Consider the following 18,711-nt stretch of genomic DNA (forward strand, 5'->3'; position numbering starts at 1 on the left):
TTCGCGTTCAGCGCAAACAGGTCGTTTTCACGACAGTCGCGCCGTTTTTCAGCACGGCGCAATCAAGCGACGTGAAACGATTTTGCTGATCGCGCCCAGCACCAGGGCCACGAGAATCAGCCCCGCAGCCACCGCAAACGTCAACCGCATCCCCTGCGCGATGGCCTCGGGTTGCGCCTGCAGGATATCGCCGCTGGCCGTGCCGAAGGCGAACACCGCGCCCATGACCGAGGCGCCCGTGATCAATCCGAGATTGCGCGACAAGCCGAGCAATCCGGACACCACACCACGTTGCCGCGACTCGATTTCCAGCATGACGGCGGTATTGTTGGCCGCCTGGAACAGCGCATAACCGGCGGTAATGACAGCCAGCGGCACGATGTAGCCGGGCACACCGAACGTCATTGGCAAGGCCGGCAGGATACAAGCGCCGGTCAACATGGCGATCAATCCAGTCGTGCAGGCTCGATACGTGCCCAAACGATCGACCCACCGGCCCGCCGGCACGCCTGCCAGCGCCGCCACCAACGGCCCCGTCGACATCACCAGCCCGACACTCGCTGCATCCAACGCCAGTGCGCCAGTGAGGTAAAACGGCCCTACCACCATGGTCGCCATGACCACGGTGGTCACCAGCATGCTCATGACCAATCCCGCGCTCATCTGCGAGTTACGGAATATCGTCAATCGAACCAGAGGCGACTCGGCCGTGTGCTCGACGAATACAAACACGCCCAGCCCGAAAACCGTCGCCAGCAACAGCGTCATGTTCAGCGGCCCCAGGGTGCCACGCCCAAGGGTCATCGCCAGTGCATAAGCCAGCAGCATCAGAACCAGCACCAGCGTGCCGGGCACATCGAAGCCCGCTCGATCCGCCCTCTTCTCACTGCGATCACTCGGCAAAAAGTAGAGCGTGAGCCCCATCGCCAAAACACCCACCGGCACATTAACCAGAAAAATTGCCTGCCACCCCAGATTGGCAATCAAAAAACCTCCAAGGGTCGGGCCGAGCGAGGTGCCAATCGCCGACATCGTGCCGAGCACGCCCATCGCGCTGCCCATTTTTTCCTTGGGCACCGCCCCGCTCACCAGCGCCATGGTCAGCGCCATCATGGTGGCCGCGCCGACGCCCTGTAAGGCCCGGGCGGCAATCAGCAGCCACAGATTGGGCGCCAGGGCGCACAGGAGCGAGGCGACGGTGAACAGCGCAATGCCGATCAGCAGCAAGCGCCGCCGCCCCAGAAGGTCGCCGAGCCGGCCGATGCTGACGATCAGCGCGGTGATGCTCAGCAAGTAGGCGAGCACCACCCACTGCACGGCCTGGAACGACGCTGAAAACGCCTCGGCCAATGTCGGTAAACCCACGCTGGCAATGCTGGTGCCCAGGGACGACAGCAGCATGGATAACGACAGGCTGGCCAAGGCGCCCCGGATCGATATGGACTTCATTTTCTCGCGACTCCGCAAATGGTTGTCCCGAGCCTAAGCCTGGCCATAACATGGCGGAAGACGCAGCATTTGCACTGTATACATGCATATAACGCCACCTACCCACAACCCAGTGTGGGAGCGGGCTTGCTCGCGAAGAGGCCGTCAGCTTCACCATTAACGTTGGCTGACACACCGCTTTCGCGAGCAAGCCCGCTCCCACAGGAATTGATTCGATGCCCGATCTGAATCTGTTGATCACCCTGAACGTCTTGCTCGAAGAAGGCAGCGTGGCCCGCGCGGCAAAGCGTTTGCGCCTGAGCCCGTCGGCCATGAGCCGGGCGCTGGCGCGGTTGCGCGAAACCACCGGCGATCCGCTGCTGGTGCGGGCCGGGCGCGGACTGGTTCCCACGCCCCGGGCGCTGGAGCTGCGTGAGCGCGTCGGCCTGTTGGTACAGGACGCCGAAGCCGTGCTGCGCCCCGCCGAGGCACTGGACCTCAACCAACTGGTGCGCACCTTCACCCTGCGCACCAGCGATGGCTTCGTGGAAAATTTCGGACCGCCCCTGATCGCCCGCCTCCATCAGGACGCACCTGGTGTGCGCCTGAGTTTCGTGCAGAAGCTGAACAAGGACAGCACCCTGCTGCGCGAAGGTTCTGTGGACCTGGAAACCGGTGTGATCGGCGAATCCACCAGCCCGGAAGTGCGGACCCGGATGCTGTTTCGCGACCGGTTCGTGGGCGTCGTGCGCAAGGGCCATCCACTGGCTCGCGGCGAGATGACAGCGGTCCGTTATGCCGCCGCCCGGCACATCCTGGTCTCGCGCCGGGGCCACGAAAAAGGCGTCATGGACGACGCCTTGAACGAGCTGGGACTGAGGCGCGACATCGCCACCATTGTCGCCGGCTTCTCTTCGGCGATTGCATTGGCGCGGGCTTCAGATCTGGTCGCCAGCGTACCGCAGCGGCACGTCGGCAACCTGTGCCAGGGGATGCACTGCTTTGCCCTGCCGTTCCCCACGCCGGCGATCACGGTTTCGATGCTGTGGCACCCGCGCATGGATGCCGACCCGGCGCATCGCTGGCTGCGCGGTTGTGTGTGGGAGGTTTGCAGTTCGCAATGACCCGGTAGCCCGCCTACTCCTTCAGGATCAGCAGCGGCTCGCCTTTGTTCACGATGTAGGTCGCCAGCTCCGAGGCCTTGCCCTGGCCCACGTTCTTCGCCACATGGGCAACGCCTTCGGGGATGTACAACGAATCACCGGCCTTGAGCGTCACCGGTGCCCGCCCTTCCAGTTGATACTCGAAGGTGCCGCTGATCACGTGCGCCACCTCGACACCGGGGTGAGCATGTCTGGGCGACGTCACGCCCGGATCGAAGTCCACGAGCACCTGAAGGACTTCGCGGTTGGCGGCGCCCAAGTCTTCACGTACGAGGTCGGTGCGATGCAGGCCCTGCTGCCAGCTTTTCATCGCCGGGGCCGGCTGAGCTTCCTGGGCTTGAGAGAAACCCGCGAAGGTGGCGAGCCCGGCGGCGGCCAGGACCAGACCAAGCTTGCCGAGGGTGTGACGGGTGTGGGTACGCAACATTGTCTTTCCTCCAATTGAACCACGCCAGGTCGCGCCGAAAGTGGCGCGATGCCGGTGGTTCCATTGGAAGGCCGCCGTGTATCGCCCGGGTGTCGGGAAACGGCGGTTTTGTATGCCCGGGTAACGGCGGGCGTTGCGGATACCTGCGGATACAAACCCACAGCCGAGGGCATACCATCAATGACAGCTTTATGTCTGCGTACCCCCTCTCCGGCGTCCTGCCGACCGAACACCAGTCCCTTCATGCACTATTGCCCGTTGCTACGTTGAAATCTCCACGGAGAATTCGCGATGCCAAACTCTGACCTACTCCCTTCCCTGCTCGCCCTGGAAGCTGCCATCCTGGAACTGTCGAACTGGGTCGAGCAGCACGGATCGGCCGATTCTGTTGAAAAGTCGGCCATGGTTTTCACGGTAGAAAAGTACACGCTTGAGATTAAAATCTTTGCATTGAGCGGAGGACTCCCGGCTCAGATTTCGCGTAGCGGCGCGCAAAAAAAGGCATTGTCAGCGGTCAGTATGCAGACGATCTGGAAGAACCGACTTTTTCAACAGAATCGGCCAAAAAGCGCTCGTTCGGTCACTCGCAAGTATTCCTGACACGGGTGCTGAACTCAGCTCATTGCGAATTTATTACAGATAAATGACAGGAATTACGCCCGAATGATCTAGAAATGCGACACCCGCATTGAGCTCAAACACGGGCTGATATAGAACACCTTGGCAGCATTTGCCACAGTTGTTCAATCCGTGTTCTAAGGGCTCGAATGTGAAAATAAAAACAAAGAAAATCCTAATCTCCCCCTTGTTCCTCTCTCTGCTGATGCTTCATGGGACTCCCAGCTTTGCCGAGGACGTCGCCAGCCCACCTTCAAATCTTTTAACGGCTGCCGTTGCCTGGAAGCAAACCGCCGCCGAGTTTGAAGCGCTTTATTATCAAGGGTTCAACGTAGCAAGAATGCAGCTGGATCGAGCCCTCCAGGCCCACAAAGCGGGTGACCGACCGTTAGCGATCATCAGCGATGTCGACGACACCGTGCTCAGTAGCAACAGCTATTGGGGCTATATGATCAATGCCGACAAAGAGTTTTTCGACGACGCCGCATGGGATAAATGGGTGGCCGACAATGGTCCGGTTGCCACGCCTGGCGCGGTGGATTTCTTGAACTATGCGCAATCAAAGGGTGTTGAGGTTTTTTACGTCACCAGCCGTGACCAGGGCGAAAAAACCTTCGAATACGCTTTGGCGAATCTTCGGAAAAACAATCTTCCGTTTGCCGATGATAAACACCTGACGGTTTATCGTGAAAGCTCCAACAAGGAGCCACGTCAATCAGAGATCGCCAAGGATTACGATGTCGTGGTGATGCTGGGTGACAACCTCAACGACTTCAAGCGCAAGTACTACGTTGCTGACGTTAAACAACGCAATAGCCTCATGATCGAAGATAAGGAGCAGTTCGGTCGCAAGTTCATCATCTTCCCGAACCCGACCGATGGCCACTGGCTCAAAGCGATTTTTGGCGACTCGGAACCACCGGCCACGCCGGAAAACCGCGCGAAGTTCAAGGCCGCGGCCGGCTCTACAGCCTGGCAGCTTAAGCAATAACAGGGCTAGGTCTGGTCAAGGCTTCAGGGGGCGACAACCATCGTTTCGCCCCCATAACGAGACGGGTTTTCTCACTTTTTCTCGGTCGCGACAGCCATAATCGGCCAGAAACGGCCTATCACATCGCTGTTCAGACTGATTTACACGTCAACCAAGCACCCCAGAACAGGCTGCTGAAAAAACGCGTAGCGTCCCCAAAACCCGCGTCATGCAAAAGCTTCTGCACCGCCGCCTCAGAATGTGGAGGGTCAGCTCCTTGAAGAATTTTACCAAGCTTGACCTTCACTTCATCCGGGCTGGCTCCGTGCTGCCGCCAGCGTTGCCCCCAGGCAGCGAGGAGTAACGGCTGGCTGGCATAGGCATATTGATTGCCGGCGACAATCAGCGCAGCCCCCGGTTTCAGACGAGCCCGAATGGATCGTAAAATTTGTCCTTTGGCATCATTCCCGTCGAGATGATGGAGTACACCGATCAAAGTGGCTGCGTCGTAGGACTCATCTGCCGCCAAGTCTTCAACGTGCCCCAGATGCAGGTCCGTTCTTTCGAGCACGTTGTTTACGGCTAACTGCTGTTTCGCGGTTTCAAGCATCGGCTCAGATGGATCAACTGCGGTGAAATGCCAGCCCGGCTCAAGCCTGGCCATCGCGATTATCTCCTGCGCCGTACCGCCAGCGCCGACTACCAGTATTTTTGCCGAGCCCATATTTCCAAGGCTTGCCGCGAGCATGCACGCCACCAAGTCCTGACAGGCGTCATAACCTGCCAGTGCAATTCGGCTCTGTCGTCCGTACTCATTGGCCCGTGTGTTATCGAACTTTTCAGCTGAGTTGAGTGTTAATGATTTCAAGGGCGGTTCTCCATGTCCTTGAATCAACTTAGGTCATAAACAGCGATAATAGAAATTCATTAATTTCATATATTGAATTCCTGTCGAGAATACCAAACCGCTCAGAGTTCGCCCAGGCGACAGTCCGCTTCACGCCCTGAGGAAGTCAGTCAACCTAAATCAAGGATGATGCAGACCGCTAAAAGAAAGGGTATCAACGCATATTGGAAAAAGCCTCCACACGCTGAGCGTGCGGAGGTTTTTTTTCTCTCGACAATTACCCAATAGATTGGGCGATCATCCTCAAAGTCTCTTTTCGTGCAGACTCAACCGATACGATTTTGTCTCCGGCTAGAAAAGTTACCGGCCATTAGCACAATCCTGCTCCCATTCTTCGAGCATATCGTTCATCACAGGGGCTTCCTCACCTTGGCTCCTACGGAATTCTGCGACCTTACCTTCGACGCATTTATCGGGGTCTGTGCTGTTAGCAACTGGTACTGGTTGAGCTAGTCTCGGAGGTCGGTTCCCGTTGATGGCTGCTGACGACAGCTGCGCTAAAAAGGATGTAACGGTCGGTGACTTACTGAACTCGACATACATTTGATCGCCATTATCTGTAGGCTGCGCGGTATATTCGATGTCCTGAGCATATTCACGCTCTCCGGTTTTAATACCTGCTTTGGCTCCATATGCGTCGAAATCTCCATTCGGAGAATGCGTCCAAACCCCCATGAGTAGCAAATTCATTGAGCTATCGAGGTTGTTGTGGTCCATTCCTTTTGTCGCGCGCGAGAGTGCATCTTTCGAGACATCGAAAGCTATTTTTCCGGCACAATAACTTTTGTTGATCGCAGCATCGACCTTGGTGGTACGCGTGCTTATTAATTTGGGTTTGAACTCCGACAGGATGGATTGAATTTCCGTTTCGTCTACCTTCGGCCCGCCTACCATAGGTCTAGCGTTGTCGATGAGTACTTGCCGAATCTGGCTCTTGACATCATCGCCGATAATGTTTGCTACCGTTTCGTTGTCGCAGCCAGGTGGTTTGGGACCGCACCCCGCTATGAATGCGATTGTTACTGCAATTGCACCGAATTTAAGTGGGTATCGCATGGATGTTCCTTGGCATGATTGATAAAGCTCCCCCTGCTATGTCGGTTAATTTGCATTTTTCTGAAGTGCATTTTTTCCGCAAGCCACAGTTGTCAGTTGAAATTCCTATTCTTATCTACAATCAAATGCCGTCGGAGTGAGCCGTCTAGGGATTTATAGGCATATTCGAAAACCGCTGTTCGATTGTAGTTTTTCGCGGAGGACTGCAATTGGCTTGCCGCGGACAGTTTTCAGCCTGTCACGACAGGCAGAAAACGACTGTGGATTCAACCGGCCAATAGCAGACGTTGGATCAAATCCGATCTGGCAAATTACGGACTGCTGCCTGACTTACTCAAATCTGCCTTCTCAAGCCTGGTTTCGCGATGTGAAAAAGGTCATCACTGTGGCGAGAACCAACAAGATAGAGCTTGCGAGAAATGTCATGCGATAACCGCTCCCGTCGAACAGCAGGCCGCCGAGGGTAGAGCCCAGAGCAATGGATAGCTGAATGACTGCCACCATCAGGCCGCCACCCGCCTCAGCATCCTTGGGTAACGCCTTGGCCAACCACGACCACCACCCCACAGGTGCTGCCGTCGCGATCAGGCCCCACAGCCCCAGCAATACAAAAGCTGCCACGACTCCGCCGCCAAGGACAATCAAGGAAAGTGCAATGGCGGCCATCAAGAGTGGAATGCAGACCAGGACGCGATACATGCCGAACTTCAGGAAAGTACCGATCAGGATGGTCCCGACAAAACCCGCCACGCCGATGACCAGCAGGATCAGCGACAACATGGAGACATCTACACCAGTAACGGTCTCCAGGAACGGGCGCAGATAGGTGAAGAGTACAAACTGCCCCATGAAAAAAGCCCCCACACTCAACATGCCGAAACTGACCAATGGGCTCTTGAGCAATCGAAAGACATTGCCAGCGCCTGCTTTGCGCGGCGCCACCGTCATGGCTGGCAGGCTGATCCACTGCCAGATCAACGCGACGATCGCTACCGGAATCAGGCAGAAGAAAGCACCCCGCCAACCGATGACACTCCCCAGATAGCTTCCCAGTGGTGCGGCCACTACGGTTGCCAAAGCATTGCCGCCGTTAAAGATTGCCAGGGCCTTGGGCACGCTATGGGACGGTACCAGGCGCATGGCCATTGCCGCCGACATCGACCAGAACCCGCCTATCACCACGCCGATCAGCGCACGACCAATCATGTACACCGTATAGTTTGGCGCCAGACCGACCACCAGCCCCGACGCGCACATAATTCCTGTCAGTAGAAGTAACAGCGTCTTGCGGTCCATTGATCCCGCAAGCCTGGAAATCGAAAGGCTTGTCAGCACCGCGAAGGCGCCGGAGACGGCGATCCCATACCCGGCCAGTCCTTCACTGATCTGCAGATCCGATGCAATCGGCGTAAGCAAACTGACAGGCATGAACTCCGAAGCGATCAGAGCGAATACGCACAGTGTCATCGCAAAGATGCCACTCCAGTAAGCCGGCAGTTCCCCAGTCCCCGGCGTGCCGACAGCATCACCTGCCGGGGTGTCGAATACTTGAGCCGTCATTCAAAAACCTCTCTTCCAATAGTTGTTGGCAGAAGCACTTGCCTTTTATCCAACCACCGTCAGGTGCCGGGTAAAAAAGGCGGTGAGTTTGGTCCAGGGAATCAAGTTCACACGGTCGTACAGATCCACGTGACCCGCGCCGGGAACCCAGGCCAGTTCCTTGGGTTCGGCGGCGTGTTGGTAGGCGTCCTCGCTGAACTCTCTGGAGTGCGCCTGATCGCCAGCGATGAACAGCAGCGGACGCGGGGAAATCGTCTCGATATCGTTGAATGGATAGAAATTCACGAACCGGACTTCACTGGTCAAGGCGCGGTTTTGCGTCAGTTCCAACGTTCTGCCATGAGGGATATGGATACCGCGTGGCGTGCGATAGAAGTCCCAAAACTCGCGAGTTACCGGGTCGGTTTCCTTGCCAGGCTGCGTAGGCAGATAGTTCAGAAATTGCATTGTTCCGGTAGAAAACTCGTCGTAGCGTTGCTCGCAGGCTTTGGCGAGCATGGCCTGGCGTTGCTCGACAGTCACTGAGCGCCCCAGACCATGACGGGTGACGGCGCCCATGTCGTACATGCTGACGGTGGCCACGGCTTTCAAACGCAGATCCATCTTGGCCGCACTGATGGCAAAGCCACCGCTGCCACAGATACCCAGCACGCCGATACGCTTGCGATCGATAAAGTCCCGCGTACCCAGGTAGTCAACCGCGGCACTGAATGCGTCGGCATACATTTCGGGGGCAACCTGGTTACGAGGCAGGCCCTCACTCTCTCCCCAGAACGGCAAGTCAATCGCCAGCGTGATGAAGCCTTGTTCCGCCAGCTTTTGTGCATAGAGCATGGCGCTTTGCTCTTTGACTGCTCCCATGGGATGACCGACGATAATCGCCGGTGCTTTAACGTTTCGAGCCAGATTTTTGGGCGTTACAAGATTGCCCACGATCTGAAGATTGTATGAGTTCTTGAAGGTCACCTTCTGCACAGTGACCTTGTCGCTTTTATAAAAATTGTCGGCGCCCTCTGGCGGGCTGACCGCATTTTTCGAGTCAGCTGCGAAGGCCGACCCGCCTGCGACCGAAAGGATGCCCAGAGCCGCAATGCTGACGCCGGTGGCCTTTACGAATTCGCGCCGATCAAGCCCTGGAGGGGTCAAGGCTGCTATAGCTTCAGGGAGGGTTACAGGTGTCTCGCTCATCATCAGTACTCCATTCCAGATAGGTGACAGAGCTTGACGGATTCGAGGTACCCTGATTAGTAGGCGTAATCTTCATGTGGTTTTGAGAAAAACTCAGCAATGGCCAATACCAAAGTCAACGATCTCCAAGCTTTTCTGGCAGTGGCGCGCGATCAAAGCTTTACCAAAGCCGCCGCCAAACTGGGCATTACACCTTCTGCGCTGAGTCATACGATCCGGGCACTTGAACAAAGACTTGGGATACGTCTGCTGGCCCGCACGACACGCAATGTGTCGCCGACAGAGGCGGGAGAAAGATTGATGCGCTCGATCGCCCCGCTTTTTGATCAGATCGCTGTTGAGCTTGAAGCCTTGAGCGAATTACGGGACAAGCCCAGTGGCACGATTCGTATTTCCTGCACTGACGATCAGATTGAGTTGTGCATTCGGCCGATGCTTGCAGGTTTCTTGAAGAATTACCCGGATATCACACTGGAGTTCTACGTCGACTATGGATTCACCAACGTGGTCGAGGAGCGCTTCGATGCCGGCATTCGCATGGGTGAATCGATCAGCAAGGACATGATTGCGGTTCGCATAGGACCGGATTGGCGGTTGGCGGTGGTGGGATCTGCGGCGTATTTCGAACGCAAATCGGCACCAGCGACGCCCCATGAGTTGACGGCCCATGACTGCGTCAATATTCGACACAGGCCATCAGGGGCGATTTACGCCTGGGAGTTTGAACGAGATGGCCAGGCGTTTACGGTCAAGGCAGATGGGCAACTCGTTTTCAACAGCATCATGCATGTTCTCAATGCTGCCGTTGATGGCGTTGGTCTGGCCTACGTACCAGAGGAGTTGGTCGCACCCTATCTGGCCGACGGCCGACTCAAAGAAGTCCTCGCCGACTGGTGCCCTGTGTTTCAGGGCTACCATTTGTATTACCCCAACAGACGCCAGGCGTCTCCCGCCTTTTCTGCATTGGTGGAGGCGCTGAAATATAGAAGTTGAGCGTTTTATATGCGACGCGCAGCTACGTCTGCTTTGGGTCGCACTACTTTGAAACTACCAGCGCCGGTGGTTGCCAGCTGCCTTCGCCAGCGGGAAGAATCGAAGGCGGCGTGGTTTTCGGCCAATAGAGGCGCATCAACAGATAGGCCGTGTCGTCAGGCGCCGGCAACCAGTTGGACTCCTTGGCCTTGCCCGGCGAATCCTTTTGGATGTACAGCGTCAGTGAACCATCCGCGTTCTTCTTCATCGCCGACAGCATCGGCGAATTGATCAGGTAGCGATTGAGCGGGTTCTTGATCAGCAGTTGGCTCTTGCCGTCGTACATGGTCACCGACCAGAAGGCATTGACGGGCGGCAGTTTGCCGGCCGGAAAGGTCAGCGTGTAGTTGCATTTGCTGGTATCCAGCGTCTGGCCGGTGCCGCCGGTGCGCGTGTAGGGGTATATCGCCTCGACGGCGTCGTTGCCGTAAATGCCGCCCTTCGCGGCGCCAGCCCGCTTCAGCCAGTCGCCTTTGTAGAACGCCTGGTCGCCGAAGAACGCGCCGACGCTCCAGCCGTTGATTTTCTTCGTCCCGCCCGCGAGGAACTTGTCCACCTGTTCGTCACCGGCCTTCATCCCGAGCAGGACCACGGCCTTGTGCTCGAACGAGAGGTCTTTGAATTCAAAGCTGCGGCCGGGGCCCACGCCGATACTGGCCAGCCTGGCCCGGATCTCCTTGTCCTCAGCCGATGGCGGCACATAGTCCAGCGCGGCCGACAGGTATTCGAAGAAGTTGGCCTTGATGCCTGCCGTGGTAGCCGGCAGGAAAGCAATCTTCGGCGCAGTAGACGGCGCGGGTTGATAGAGGAAGGCGGCTGGACCTTGTAACCCGCCTGCACCTTCTCGACATTCGGCATGTCCTTGGCATTCAAGAACTGAGTCCGAAAGCCGCTCAAGGCGAAAGGAGTGGTCGAGGTGAAGACTTTCTTGATCCCGGAAGGGGCGCCCCTTTCCAGTCGGGACCGACCACCAGGTAGTCGCCTGGCTCGCTGCCGGTGGCACGGCTGCCGATGTAGCCGTAGTTGTAGATGTTGCCGTCGATTAGCTGCACCGAGTAGTAACGCCGCTTATCCACCGCCGGCACCGAGATCACCATCGGCTCCGCGCGCAAGTCCAGCCAGGCAAACGATCGTCGAACCCTGCCTCTGTACTCGCTCAATACGAAGCGGTTAGTCGATAACTGCTTCGCATTGGACTCAGTCGAACCTCTGGTTGTTTATATCCGCTTAACCGATGGAGGGTTCCATTTGCCATTGAGCGCTTCGGGCTTGGGTGCATAAAGACGCATGGTCAGATTGAACGCGCCCTCGGGCGCAGGCAGCCAATTGGCCTCCTTTTCTTTGCCAGGGCTCTCGTTTTGGATGTACAGGTCAAGGGAACCATCTGCGTTGTTTTTGAACGGCATCCAACTGCTGACGGCAAATCGATTGAGCACGTTCCCCACCTGAAAGCCCTCATCGTCATAGAGCGTGACAGACCAGAATGCGTTTATCGGTGGGATATTACTTTTGTCGAAATGGAGCGTGTACTTGTTGGCGCCATCGAGCGGTTTGCCGGTGTCGTCAGCGAGGTTCAACGGGTAAATTGCATCTTCTGGAAGGTTCGCGCCGAGACCTTGTTGCGCAATGATGGCGCGCTTGAGGTAGTAATTGCCGTAGACGCCCATCGTGTCGGTGTTCATCGACCAGCCGTTAGTGACTCGGGCAATCGTCTCCATCTTCCATTTCATAAGCTCTTGCGCTTCTGCCGGTACCTTCTCAAGAGTTTGCTTCAATGCCGGATCGAGCTTGTTGATGTCAAAGCTCTTACCGGGTTCAAGACCAATCTTTTTCATCTGCGCGATGATTGGCTGGTCAGTGTCGTGGGGAGGATTGACCTTGAGAAGTTCGGCGGCGTATGCAAAGTACTGGTCGGCCGGCATGGTGTCGACCTGTACCTTGGGTGGTGTTTTCATGTCGATGCTCGGGTCAATCCGCACCGTGACCGGCTGCGCAGCCTTGCCCCAATGCGAGAGCGGAGTCACCTTGTAACCGGCCTGGATCTTATGCACCGCTGCGTAATCCGGCTCTCCATCGGTCTTGGTGCGGCCGATGACCCAGACATAAGACGTCGGGGCCGGAAGATGCGTAAAGCCCTCCGGAACAGTTCCGCTCCAGCCGGGCGGGGTCACCAGAAAATTGCCCGCACGGGTGCCGGTTGTCCGCCAACCGGGGGAGGCAAAGACATCCGTCCACATGTCGAGCATCGGCAGAAGGTAATAGCGTCCATCGGTGTCCGGTGCGGAGATCACCAAAGGTTCCTTGGTAAGGTCCAGCCATGCGGAGGAGTAGAGCGTGTCAAAGTTCAAGCGAACTACCGCTTTCATATTTGCCGGCGGATAGGCCGGAACGCTCACGAACGTATTCGCCGGACCTTTGCCGAACTCTTTCCCAGGCTCAATGTTGGTGAACTGTTTGCGGGAGACATCCATGGACAACAGCGGATAGAAATAGGTGTAGGCATCAATGCCAATGGCATGCGCTTCTTCAGCGGTAAGCCCCGACTGAGCATGTACCGTCGACAATGGCAGCAGTCCCAGGAATGCCATCGTCAAAGTGGAAGTTTTAAGCTGTTTGATATTCATTATCGACAAACTCCAGTAATTTCGGGGCGGCGCAGCTGTTCAAACACTTTAACCAGCACTGTTAACTTGCCGTTCACAGCGTAGTCGGTTTTTCGTGCCTCAATCATCAAGAGGCAATAGCAGCTGTTGGTCGATAACGTCGGGTAGATGCGAGAGTCAGCTTTGGGTTCGTTTTCTGCCTTTCGCGACGGGCATAAAACGCCCAAAAGGAGACAGTCAGATACGTCTGGAAAATCCAGGGTGACCCGCTCCGCGTCACCCTGCCAGATGCCAGATCCGCAAGTTAAAGTATAAAGTCCGCCGTGGTCGCGCTGTTGAGACCGACTATCTGGATGGCGAACTCGGCGGCGCTGTCCGCATCGGTATTGCCATACAGCACGCCCCCTGAAACCTTCAACTGTCCGGCCACGTTGAAAGCAGCGGTACTGCCGATGACCGAGCTGAAGGCGTCATTGGCGGTCGTCGCCGCGTTGGCATCGAGCGTCGACAGGTCGATCTTGTCGGCTCCCCGGGTGAAGTCGGTGATGATGTCCCAGGTGGAGCTGGTCAGCCCCGTTTCAGCGAGGGCGTTGAAATCGAAGATGTCGCTGCCGGCGCCACCGGTGAGGACATCCTTGCCTGTACCGCCGATGAGGATGTCGTTCCCGCCCCCACCGTTCAGCAGGTTGGCGGCGGCGTTGCCCGTGAGCCTGTCGTTGTAGTTGGAACCGGTGAGGTTTTCGATGGCGATCAGGGTGTCGGAACCTGAGCCGCCGGTGGCCTGGGCCGTGGTCACGGCGAGGCTGGCGGTGATTGCGCTACCGGCATAGGCGTAGGACGCCGTGTCGGTACCGGTGCTGCCATTGAGGACGTTGTTGCCGGCGCCGGCATAAAGGGTGTTGTTGAGGCTGTTGCCCGTCAGGCCGGCGTCTCCGGTGGCGAGGAGGCGGCCACTCTCGACATTGGCGCCGAGGGTGTAGGCGCTGAGGGAACTGAAGACCGTGTCGCTGCCGCCGGTGCCGACCGTTGCATTGGTTTCAACCACGACGTCACCCGTATTGTCGACGTAGTAGAGGTCAGACCCATCGCCGCCGGTCATCCGGTCGAGGCCTGCGCCGCCATCCAGAACGTCATTGCCCGCCCCACCGTCGAGCGTATCGTTACCGCTGCCACCGTTGAGCAAGTTAGCCGCGGCGTTGCCCGTGAGTTTGTCGTTGTAGTTGGAGCCGATGAGGTTTTCGATGGCGATCAGGGTGTCGGCGCCTGAGCCGCCGGTGGCCTGGGCCGTGGTCACGGCCAGGCTGACGGTGACGGCGCTGCCGGCATAGAGGTAGGAGGCAGAGTCGACACCGGTGCCGCCATTGAGGACGTTATTACCGGTCCCGTCATAGAGGGTGTTGTTAAGGCTGTTGCCCGTGAGGGCGGCGCCCCCGGTGGCGAGGAGGCGACCGTTCTCGACATTATCACTGAGGGTGTAGGCGCCGAGAGAGCTGTAGACCATGTCGCTGCCGCCGGTGCTGGCCGTGGCATTGGTTTCCACCACGACGTCGCTAGCGTTGTCGACGTAGTAGAGGTCGGAGCCATCACCGCCCGTCATCCCGTCAGCGCCAGTGCCACCATTCAAAACGTCATTGCCCGCACCACCGTCGAGCGTATCGTTTTCGGCACCACCGCTCAGCAGGTTGGCGGCGGCGTTGCCCCTGAGCGTGTCGTTGTAGCTGGAGCCGGTGAGGTTTTCGATAGCGATCAGGGTGTCGGCGCCTGATCCGACGGTGGCCTGGGCCGTGGTCACGGCCAGGCTGACGGTGACTGCGCTGGTGGCATAGAGGTAGGAGGCGGTATCGACGCCGGTGCCACCATTGAGGACGTTGTTGCCGACCCCGGCATAGAAGGTGTTGTCGAGGCCGTTACCCGTCAGGCCGGCGATCCCGGTGGCGAGGACGCGCCCATTCTCGACATTGGCAGCGAGGGTGTAGGCGCTGAGAAAACTGTAGACCGTGTCGCTGCCGCCGGTGCTGGCCGTGGCATTGGTTTCAACCACGACGTCAGCCGCGTTGTCGACGTAGTAGATGTCGGAACCCTCATCGCCCGTCATCCTGTCGATACCTGCGGCGCCATTTAAAAAGTCATTGCCGGCACCGCCGTAGAGGTGATTGGCGGCGGCGTTGCCGGTCAGCGTGTTGGCGAGGCTGTTGCCCGTGCCTGTGAGCGCCGCGCTGCCCGTGAGGGTCAGGTTCTCCTGGTAGTTGCCGAGGGTGCGACTGACGCTGGAAACGACGGTGTCGACGCCGCCGGTGGCGGAGGTTTCGTTGACCACGTCGCTGGCATGGTCGACGTAGTAGATGTCATTGCCCAGGCCGCCGCTCATCACATCGGCGCCGGCACCGCCGTTGAGCGTATTGGCGGCGGCGTTACCGGTCAGCGTGTTGGCGAGGCCGTTACCGGTGCCATTGATCGTTGAAGTCCCTGTAAGCGTCAGGTTCTCCAGGTTGGCTCCCAGCACCCAGCTCACAGCCGACTTGACCGTGTCAGTGCCGGCACCCAGCTCTTCACGAAGTTGAATCAGGCTGTCGCCCACTGCATAAGTATCATTGCCAGTGCCCCCGGCCAACAGCATGTTACCCTGACCGTTCAGCGTGTCATCACCGCTCCCGCCAGTGACCTCCAGCCGTACCGCGGTGCCATCGGCACTGAAGCGCTGGACATAGACGCCGTCATTGACATGACTGGACTGTCCTATAGACACCCAGGTCACTGCCCAGCCACCGTCGTCCAGAGACGTGACCTTAGCGGCAACCTGATGGCCGTCAGTGGTGGTATTGACCAGCGTTTCGCCACCGACGGCTTGGCCCGCGGCGTTGTAGCGCTGGGCATAGATAGCCATCCCACTGCCATCTTGTTCGCCGCCCGATTCCCAGGTCACCACCCAGCCGCCATCAGCCAATGCCGTTACATCGGAGTGACTCTGAGACTGCGTGGCATAGTGAGGGCTGTTTATGACGAGGGTTTCACCGCCGACCGCCTGACCATTGGCGTTATAGCGCTGGAAGTAGATATCGTTACTATTGGTAGCTAGGCTGGAGGATGACCAGCTCACCAGCCAGCCACCATCGTTCAAGGCCGTGACCGCAGGAATGTACTGGACATCCAGCGTGTTGGTGTTTACCTGAGTTTCGCTGCCGACCCTGTTACCGGTTGCATCGTAACGCTGGGCATAGATATCGAAGCGGCTTTCGTCTGGGTGATTCGCATGCCAGGTCACCAGCCAGCCACCGTCCTTCAGGGCCGTCACGTCAGTGCTGTAGTGCACGATCTGATTATCGCCTGTCGTCGTGTTGACCTGGGTTTCACCCCCCACAGCGATGCCCGCTGCGTCATAGCGTTGGGCCTCGATCGTGAAGTTATTGCCAGCGACGTCCCGCGACATCCATACCACCACCCAACCACCATCACCCAGTGCTGTCACAGCCGGGCTGTTCTGGCTCTCAGTCGTGTGGGTATTGACGCGCCATGGTTCACCCACGGCTTCACCAGCCTGGTTGAAACGCCGGGCATAGATGTCGCCAGTGTCGACCTGCAGATAGGTGTACCAGGTAACCACCCAGCCACCGTCAGCCAGCCCGGCGACATCGGAGTATTCCTGATTGTATTGCGAAGGGGCGACAGCAATCTCATCGCCCAACCGCTCGCCTGCTGCACTGTAGCGTTGGATTAAAATATCGTTCCCATTGACTGGATCAGAGGACTGCAAGGACACCAGCCACCCACCGTCGGCCAGCCCGGTAATGGAGATACTGTCCTGAGTCATCGGCGTCAACGTACTGACCCGGCTTTCACCGCCCGCCTTGACGCTCAGAATCCTGTCGGCGAATTGCAGGCTTTCGATATTGCGCAGGTAATCGGTACCCTCATCGCCACCAACGACATTCAGGTCGGTGACCGTCAGTTGGCCGTTGCTCCATCCGAAGCGGTAGTCGCCGGCGTTGCCCGAATAGATAGCCGTATCCTGACCACCACCGCCGTCGAGAATGTCATCCCCCGCCAGGCCGGTAATGCTGTCGGCCTCACTTGTCCCCAATAGATCATCATTGCTCGTAGTGCCTGTTATCACGGCCATGTGGGATTTTTCCTTTATGCAGGGCCGCAAGTGGCAACCCACGCGGCGGTGTTGTTATTTGTCATCAGTAACAGGCGAGGTGAAGCCGCCGGGCATTGCATCGAAATTCGTCGAGGCAACGTAGGTCAGCACTCATTTTCATTCAGTTCGCTCATGGCCAAGGTGCTTGCGCCGGTGAACCGGGTGAAAAACTCGGCTGTGCTGTCCGCATCGCTGTCGCCATAGAGCGCCCGCTTGCAACCTTCCAGAGCCCGGCCGCACAGAGAGTGGCACTTAGTGTATATAGCCATTTGCCATCCCGCTTGTCCGGTCGTCGCTTCCCATCACTTGGGTAAGCAGGCTAGGACAGAACAGTGGATGACATACTTTCCAATTTGGACTCCGGTGGCAGGACTAGCTCTCGACGGTGGTCCTTACTTTTTGGCATACGCTTGACGATCACAAATGACTGCATCAGTTGACTGCGGCCCTTCGTGACGGACAGCTATCGGCCGACTTTTTTGTTTGTCGCCACCGTCAGCCTGGGTCGATTTCAGCCGATTGTGGAAGGCAGAAATCGGCCAGAAACAGCCGGTCGCAACTTGCAGAATTGCGGGGCGAAGGCTTGGCATTGGGCTGTAGCGAGAGGTGACCGGTAAGACCGGAGAAGTTTCGCGAAAAAGATGTGAGGGCAGTAGTATCGACGGATAGACCACGATTAAACCGTAACAGCCTAAGCTGTGGTCTGCCTCTGGTTGTCATTAGAAGTGTTAATCATAGATCAGCGGTCTTCACCAACGAACCAGAGACTTTCACATGATAGCGATGAATCGAATACTTCACTCCACTACAGCCCTAGCGCTCGTGACGATCTTCAGCTTCCTGAGCGGACCGGCGCAAGCCGGCTTAGAGGAAGGCGTTACGGCCTATCAAGCCGGTGACTTGCCGCTGGCATTTAAGGAATTTAGCACCGTTGCGGACACAGGCAACGCCGATGGCCAGTTCAATGTGGCTCTAATGTACGAGCAGGGCATCGGGGTCGCCAAGGACGAAACACAAGCAATTCGTTGGTATGAAAAATCTGCGCAGCAAGGCAACTCCAACGCGCAATACAATCTCGCTGTGCTGTATGAAAACGGTCGTGGCACTGCCGTGGACTTTGCGCAGGCCAATCAGTGGTATCGCAAGGCAGCAGCGCAAGGCGATGCGCTCGCCGTCGGTAATCTGGGCATGCTTTATATGCGCGGCGATGGCGTGAAGGTGGACAAAAATCTCGGCCTGGCTCTGCTTATACAGTCGGCAACCATGGACAACTCGCCCACAAACAAAGCCAAAAGTAACATTGCAGCGACCAGGGGTTTAACCGCCAACATGATCACAACAGCCCAGACACTTTCGGATGAGCTAGGCCAAGCCAAAAATCTGCTGATACCGCTGGATCAATACTTGAAAACTACGACGACTACCTCTGGCGGCGAATCGCAATAGGCTGAAACGCGTCCTCCGGAATACAGGGGGCGCAGGTAGCAAATTACCGCCCGCCAATAAGGGGCGGACCACGGTTTGTAAGCGTCCGGCCAAGTCACCTACCGAACTCCAGCATTAAGGGCGATGGTGTCCGCGTATTTTTAAGCGGACGCGATCGCCCTTATCGCCAGGATTT

Annotated in this window: 13 protein-coding genes and 1 pseudogene; 5 read left to right on the plus strand and 9 right to left on the minus strand. The window is 57.5% G+C overall.

The window, feature by feature from the left end:
- Window positions 1-48: 48 nt before the first annotated feature.
- The gene (locus ASD95_RS09270; RefSeq protein ID WP_056727410.1) at window positions 49-1,449 is read right to left on the minus strand and encodes an MFS transporter; all 1,401 of its coding nucleotides are present in this window, start codon (window positions 1,447-1,449) and stop codon (window positions 49-51) included.
- A 215-nt stretch (window positions 1,450-1,664) separates the two neighbouring features.
- Between ASD95_RS09270 and ASD95_RS09275 the strand changes: the two genes are divergently transcribed.
- Window positions 1,665-2,552, plus strand: coding sequence for a LysR family transcriptional regulator (locus ASD95_RS09275; RefSeq protein WP_056727412.1), 888 nt, complete (start codon window positions 1,665-1,667; stop codon window positions 2,550-2,552).
- Window positions 2,553-2,565: 13 nt separating this feature from the next.
- Here the strand turns inward: ASD95_RS09275 and ASD95_RS09280 are convergent, their stop codons facing one another.
- Window positions 2,566-3,018 (minus strand): cupin domain-containing protein, encoded by a 453-nt coding sequence (locus tag ASD95_RS09280; RefSeq protein WP_056727414.1) that lies wholly within the window; start codon window positions 3,016-3,018, stop codon window positions 2,566-2,568.
- A gap of 291 nt (window positions 3,019-3,309) precedes the next feature.
- On the opposite strand from ASD95_RS09280, the gene ASD95_RS29350 reads away from it, so the two are divergent.
- Together ASD95_RS29350 and ASD95_RS09290 are read left to right on the plus strand one after the other, a co-directional pair.
- Window positions 3,310-3,618 carry a hypothetical protein gene (locus ASD95_RS29350; RefSeq protein ID WP_056727415.1) on the plus strand — a complete coding sequence of 103 codons (309 nt, stop codon included), beginning with the start codon at window positions 3,310-3,312 and terminating at the stop codon, window positions 3,616-3,618.
- Window positions 3,619-3,787: 169 nt separating this feature from the next.
- Complete coding sequence (locus ASD95_RS09290; RefSeq protein ID WP_056727417.1) at window positions 3,788-4,627, plus strand: 5'-nucleotidase, lipoprotein e(P4) family; 840 nt, start codon at window positions 3,788-3,790, stop codon at window positions 4,625-4,627.
- Between the two features lie 130 nt (window positions 4,628-4,757).
- Here the strand turns inward: ASD95_RS09290 and ASD95_RS09295 are convergent, their stop codons facing one another.
- The 4 genes from ASD95_RS09295 to ASD95_RS09310 form a co-directional block, all read right to left on the minus strand.
- On the minus strand, window positions 4,758-5,474 hold the full coding sequence (locus ASD95_RS09295; RefSeq protein ID WP_056727419.1) for a class I SAM-dependent methyltransferase: 717 nt from the start codon (window positions 5,472-5,474) through the stop codon (window positions 4,758-4,760).
- 339 nt (window positions 5,475-5,813) lie between these two features.
- Window positions 5,814-6,569 carry a hypothetical protein gene (locus tag ASD95_RS09300; protein WP_056727421.1) on the minus strand — a complete coding sequence of 252 codons (756 nt, stop codon included), beginning with the start codon at window positions 6,567-6,569 and terminating at the stop codon, window positions 5,814-5,816.
- Between the two features lie 348 nt (window positions 6,570-6,917).
- Entirely contained in the window at window positions 6,918-8,129 is a 1,212-nt protein-coding gene (locus ASD95_RS09305) for an MFS transporter (protein ID WP_056727423.1), read from the minus strand.
- Between the two features lie 45 nt (window positions 8,130-8,174).
- Window positions 8,175-9,320: an alpha/beta hydrolase gene (locus ASD95_RS09310; RefSeq protein ID WP_156385857.1), complete on the minus strand. Its 1,146-nt coding sequence runs from the start codon at window positions 9,318-9,320 to the stop codon at window positions 8,175-8,177.
- Between the two features lie 96 nt (window positions 9,321-9,416).
- On the opposite strand from ASD95_RS09310, the gene ASD95_RS09315 reads away from it, so the two are divergent.
- Window positions 9,417-10,310, plus strand: coding sequence for a LysR family transcriptional regulator (locus ASD95_RS09315; protein ID WP_056727425.1), 894 nt, complete (start codon window positions 9,417-9,419; stop codon window positions 10,308-10,310).
- 43 nt (window positions 10,311-10,353) lie between these two features.
- Here the strand turns inward: ASD95_RS09315 and ASD95_RS30265 are convergent.
- From ASD95_RS30265 to ASD95_RS09330, 3 genes and pseudogenes are all read right to left on the minus strand, one after another.
- Window positions 10,354-11,479, minus strand: a pseudogene (locus ASD95_RS30265) (DUF1254 domain-containing protein); the annotation flags it as partial.
- Between the two features lie 87 nt (window positions 11,480-11,566).
- Window positions 11,567-12,973 carry a DUF1254 domain-containing protein gene (locus tag ASD95_RS09325; protein WP_056727427.1) on the minus strand — a complete coding sequence of 469 codons (1,407 nt, stop codon included), beginning with the start codon at window positions 12,971-12,973 and terminating at the stop codon, window positions 11,567-11,569.
- Between the two features lie 283 nt (window positions 12,974-13,256).
- Window positions 13,257-17,069, minus strand: coding sequence for a beta strand repeat-containing protein (locus ASD95_RS09330; protein WP_156385859.1), 3,813 nt, complete (start codon window positions 17,067-17,069; stop codon window positions 13,257-13,259).
- A 795-nt stretch (window positions 17,070-17,864) separates the two neighbouring features.
- On the opposite strand from ASD95_RS09330, the gene ASD95_RS09335 reads away from it, so the two are divergent.
- A complete protein-coding gene (locus tag ASD95_RS09335; RefSeq protein ID WP_056727431.1) occupies window positions 17,865-18,536 on the plus strand; it encodes a tetratricopeptide repeat protein in 672 nt (223 codons plus the stop codon).
- The last annotated feature ends 175 nt before the right edge of the window (window positions 18,537-18,711 follow it).

Source organism: Pseudomonas sp. Root71 (assembly GCF_001429045.1).
GTDB lineage: Bacteria > Pseudomonadota > Gammaproteobacteria > Pseudomonadales > Pseudomonadaceae > Aquipseudomonas > Aquipseudomonas monachiensis.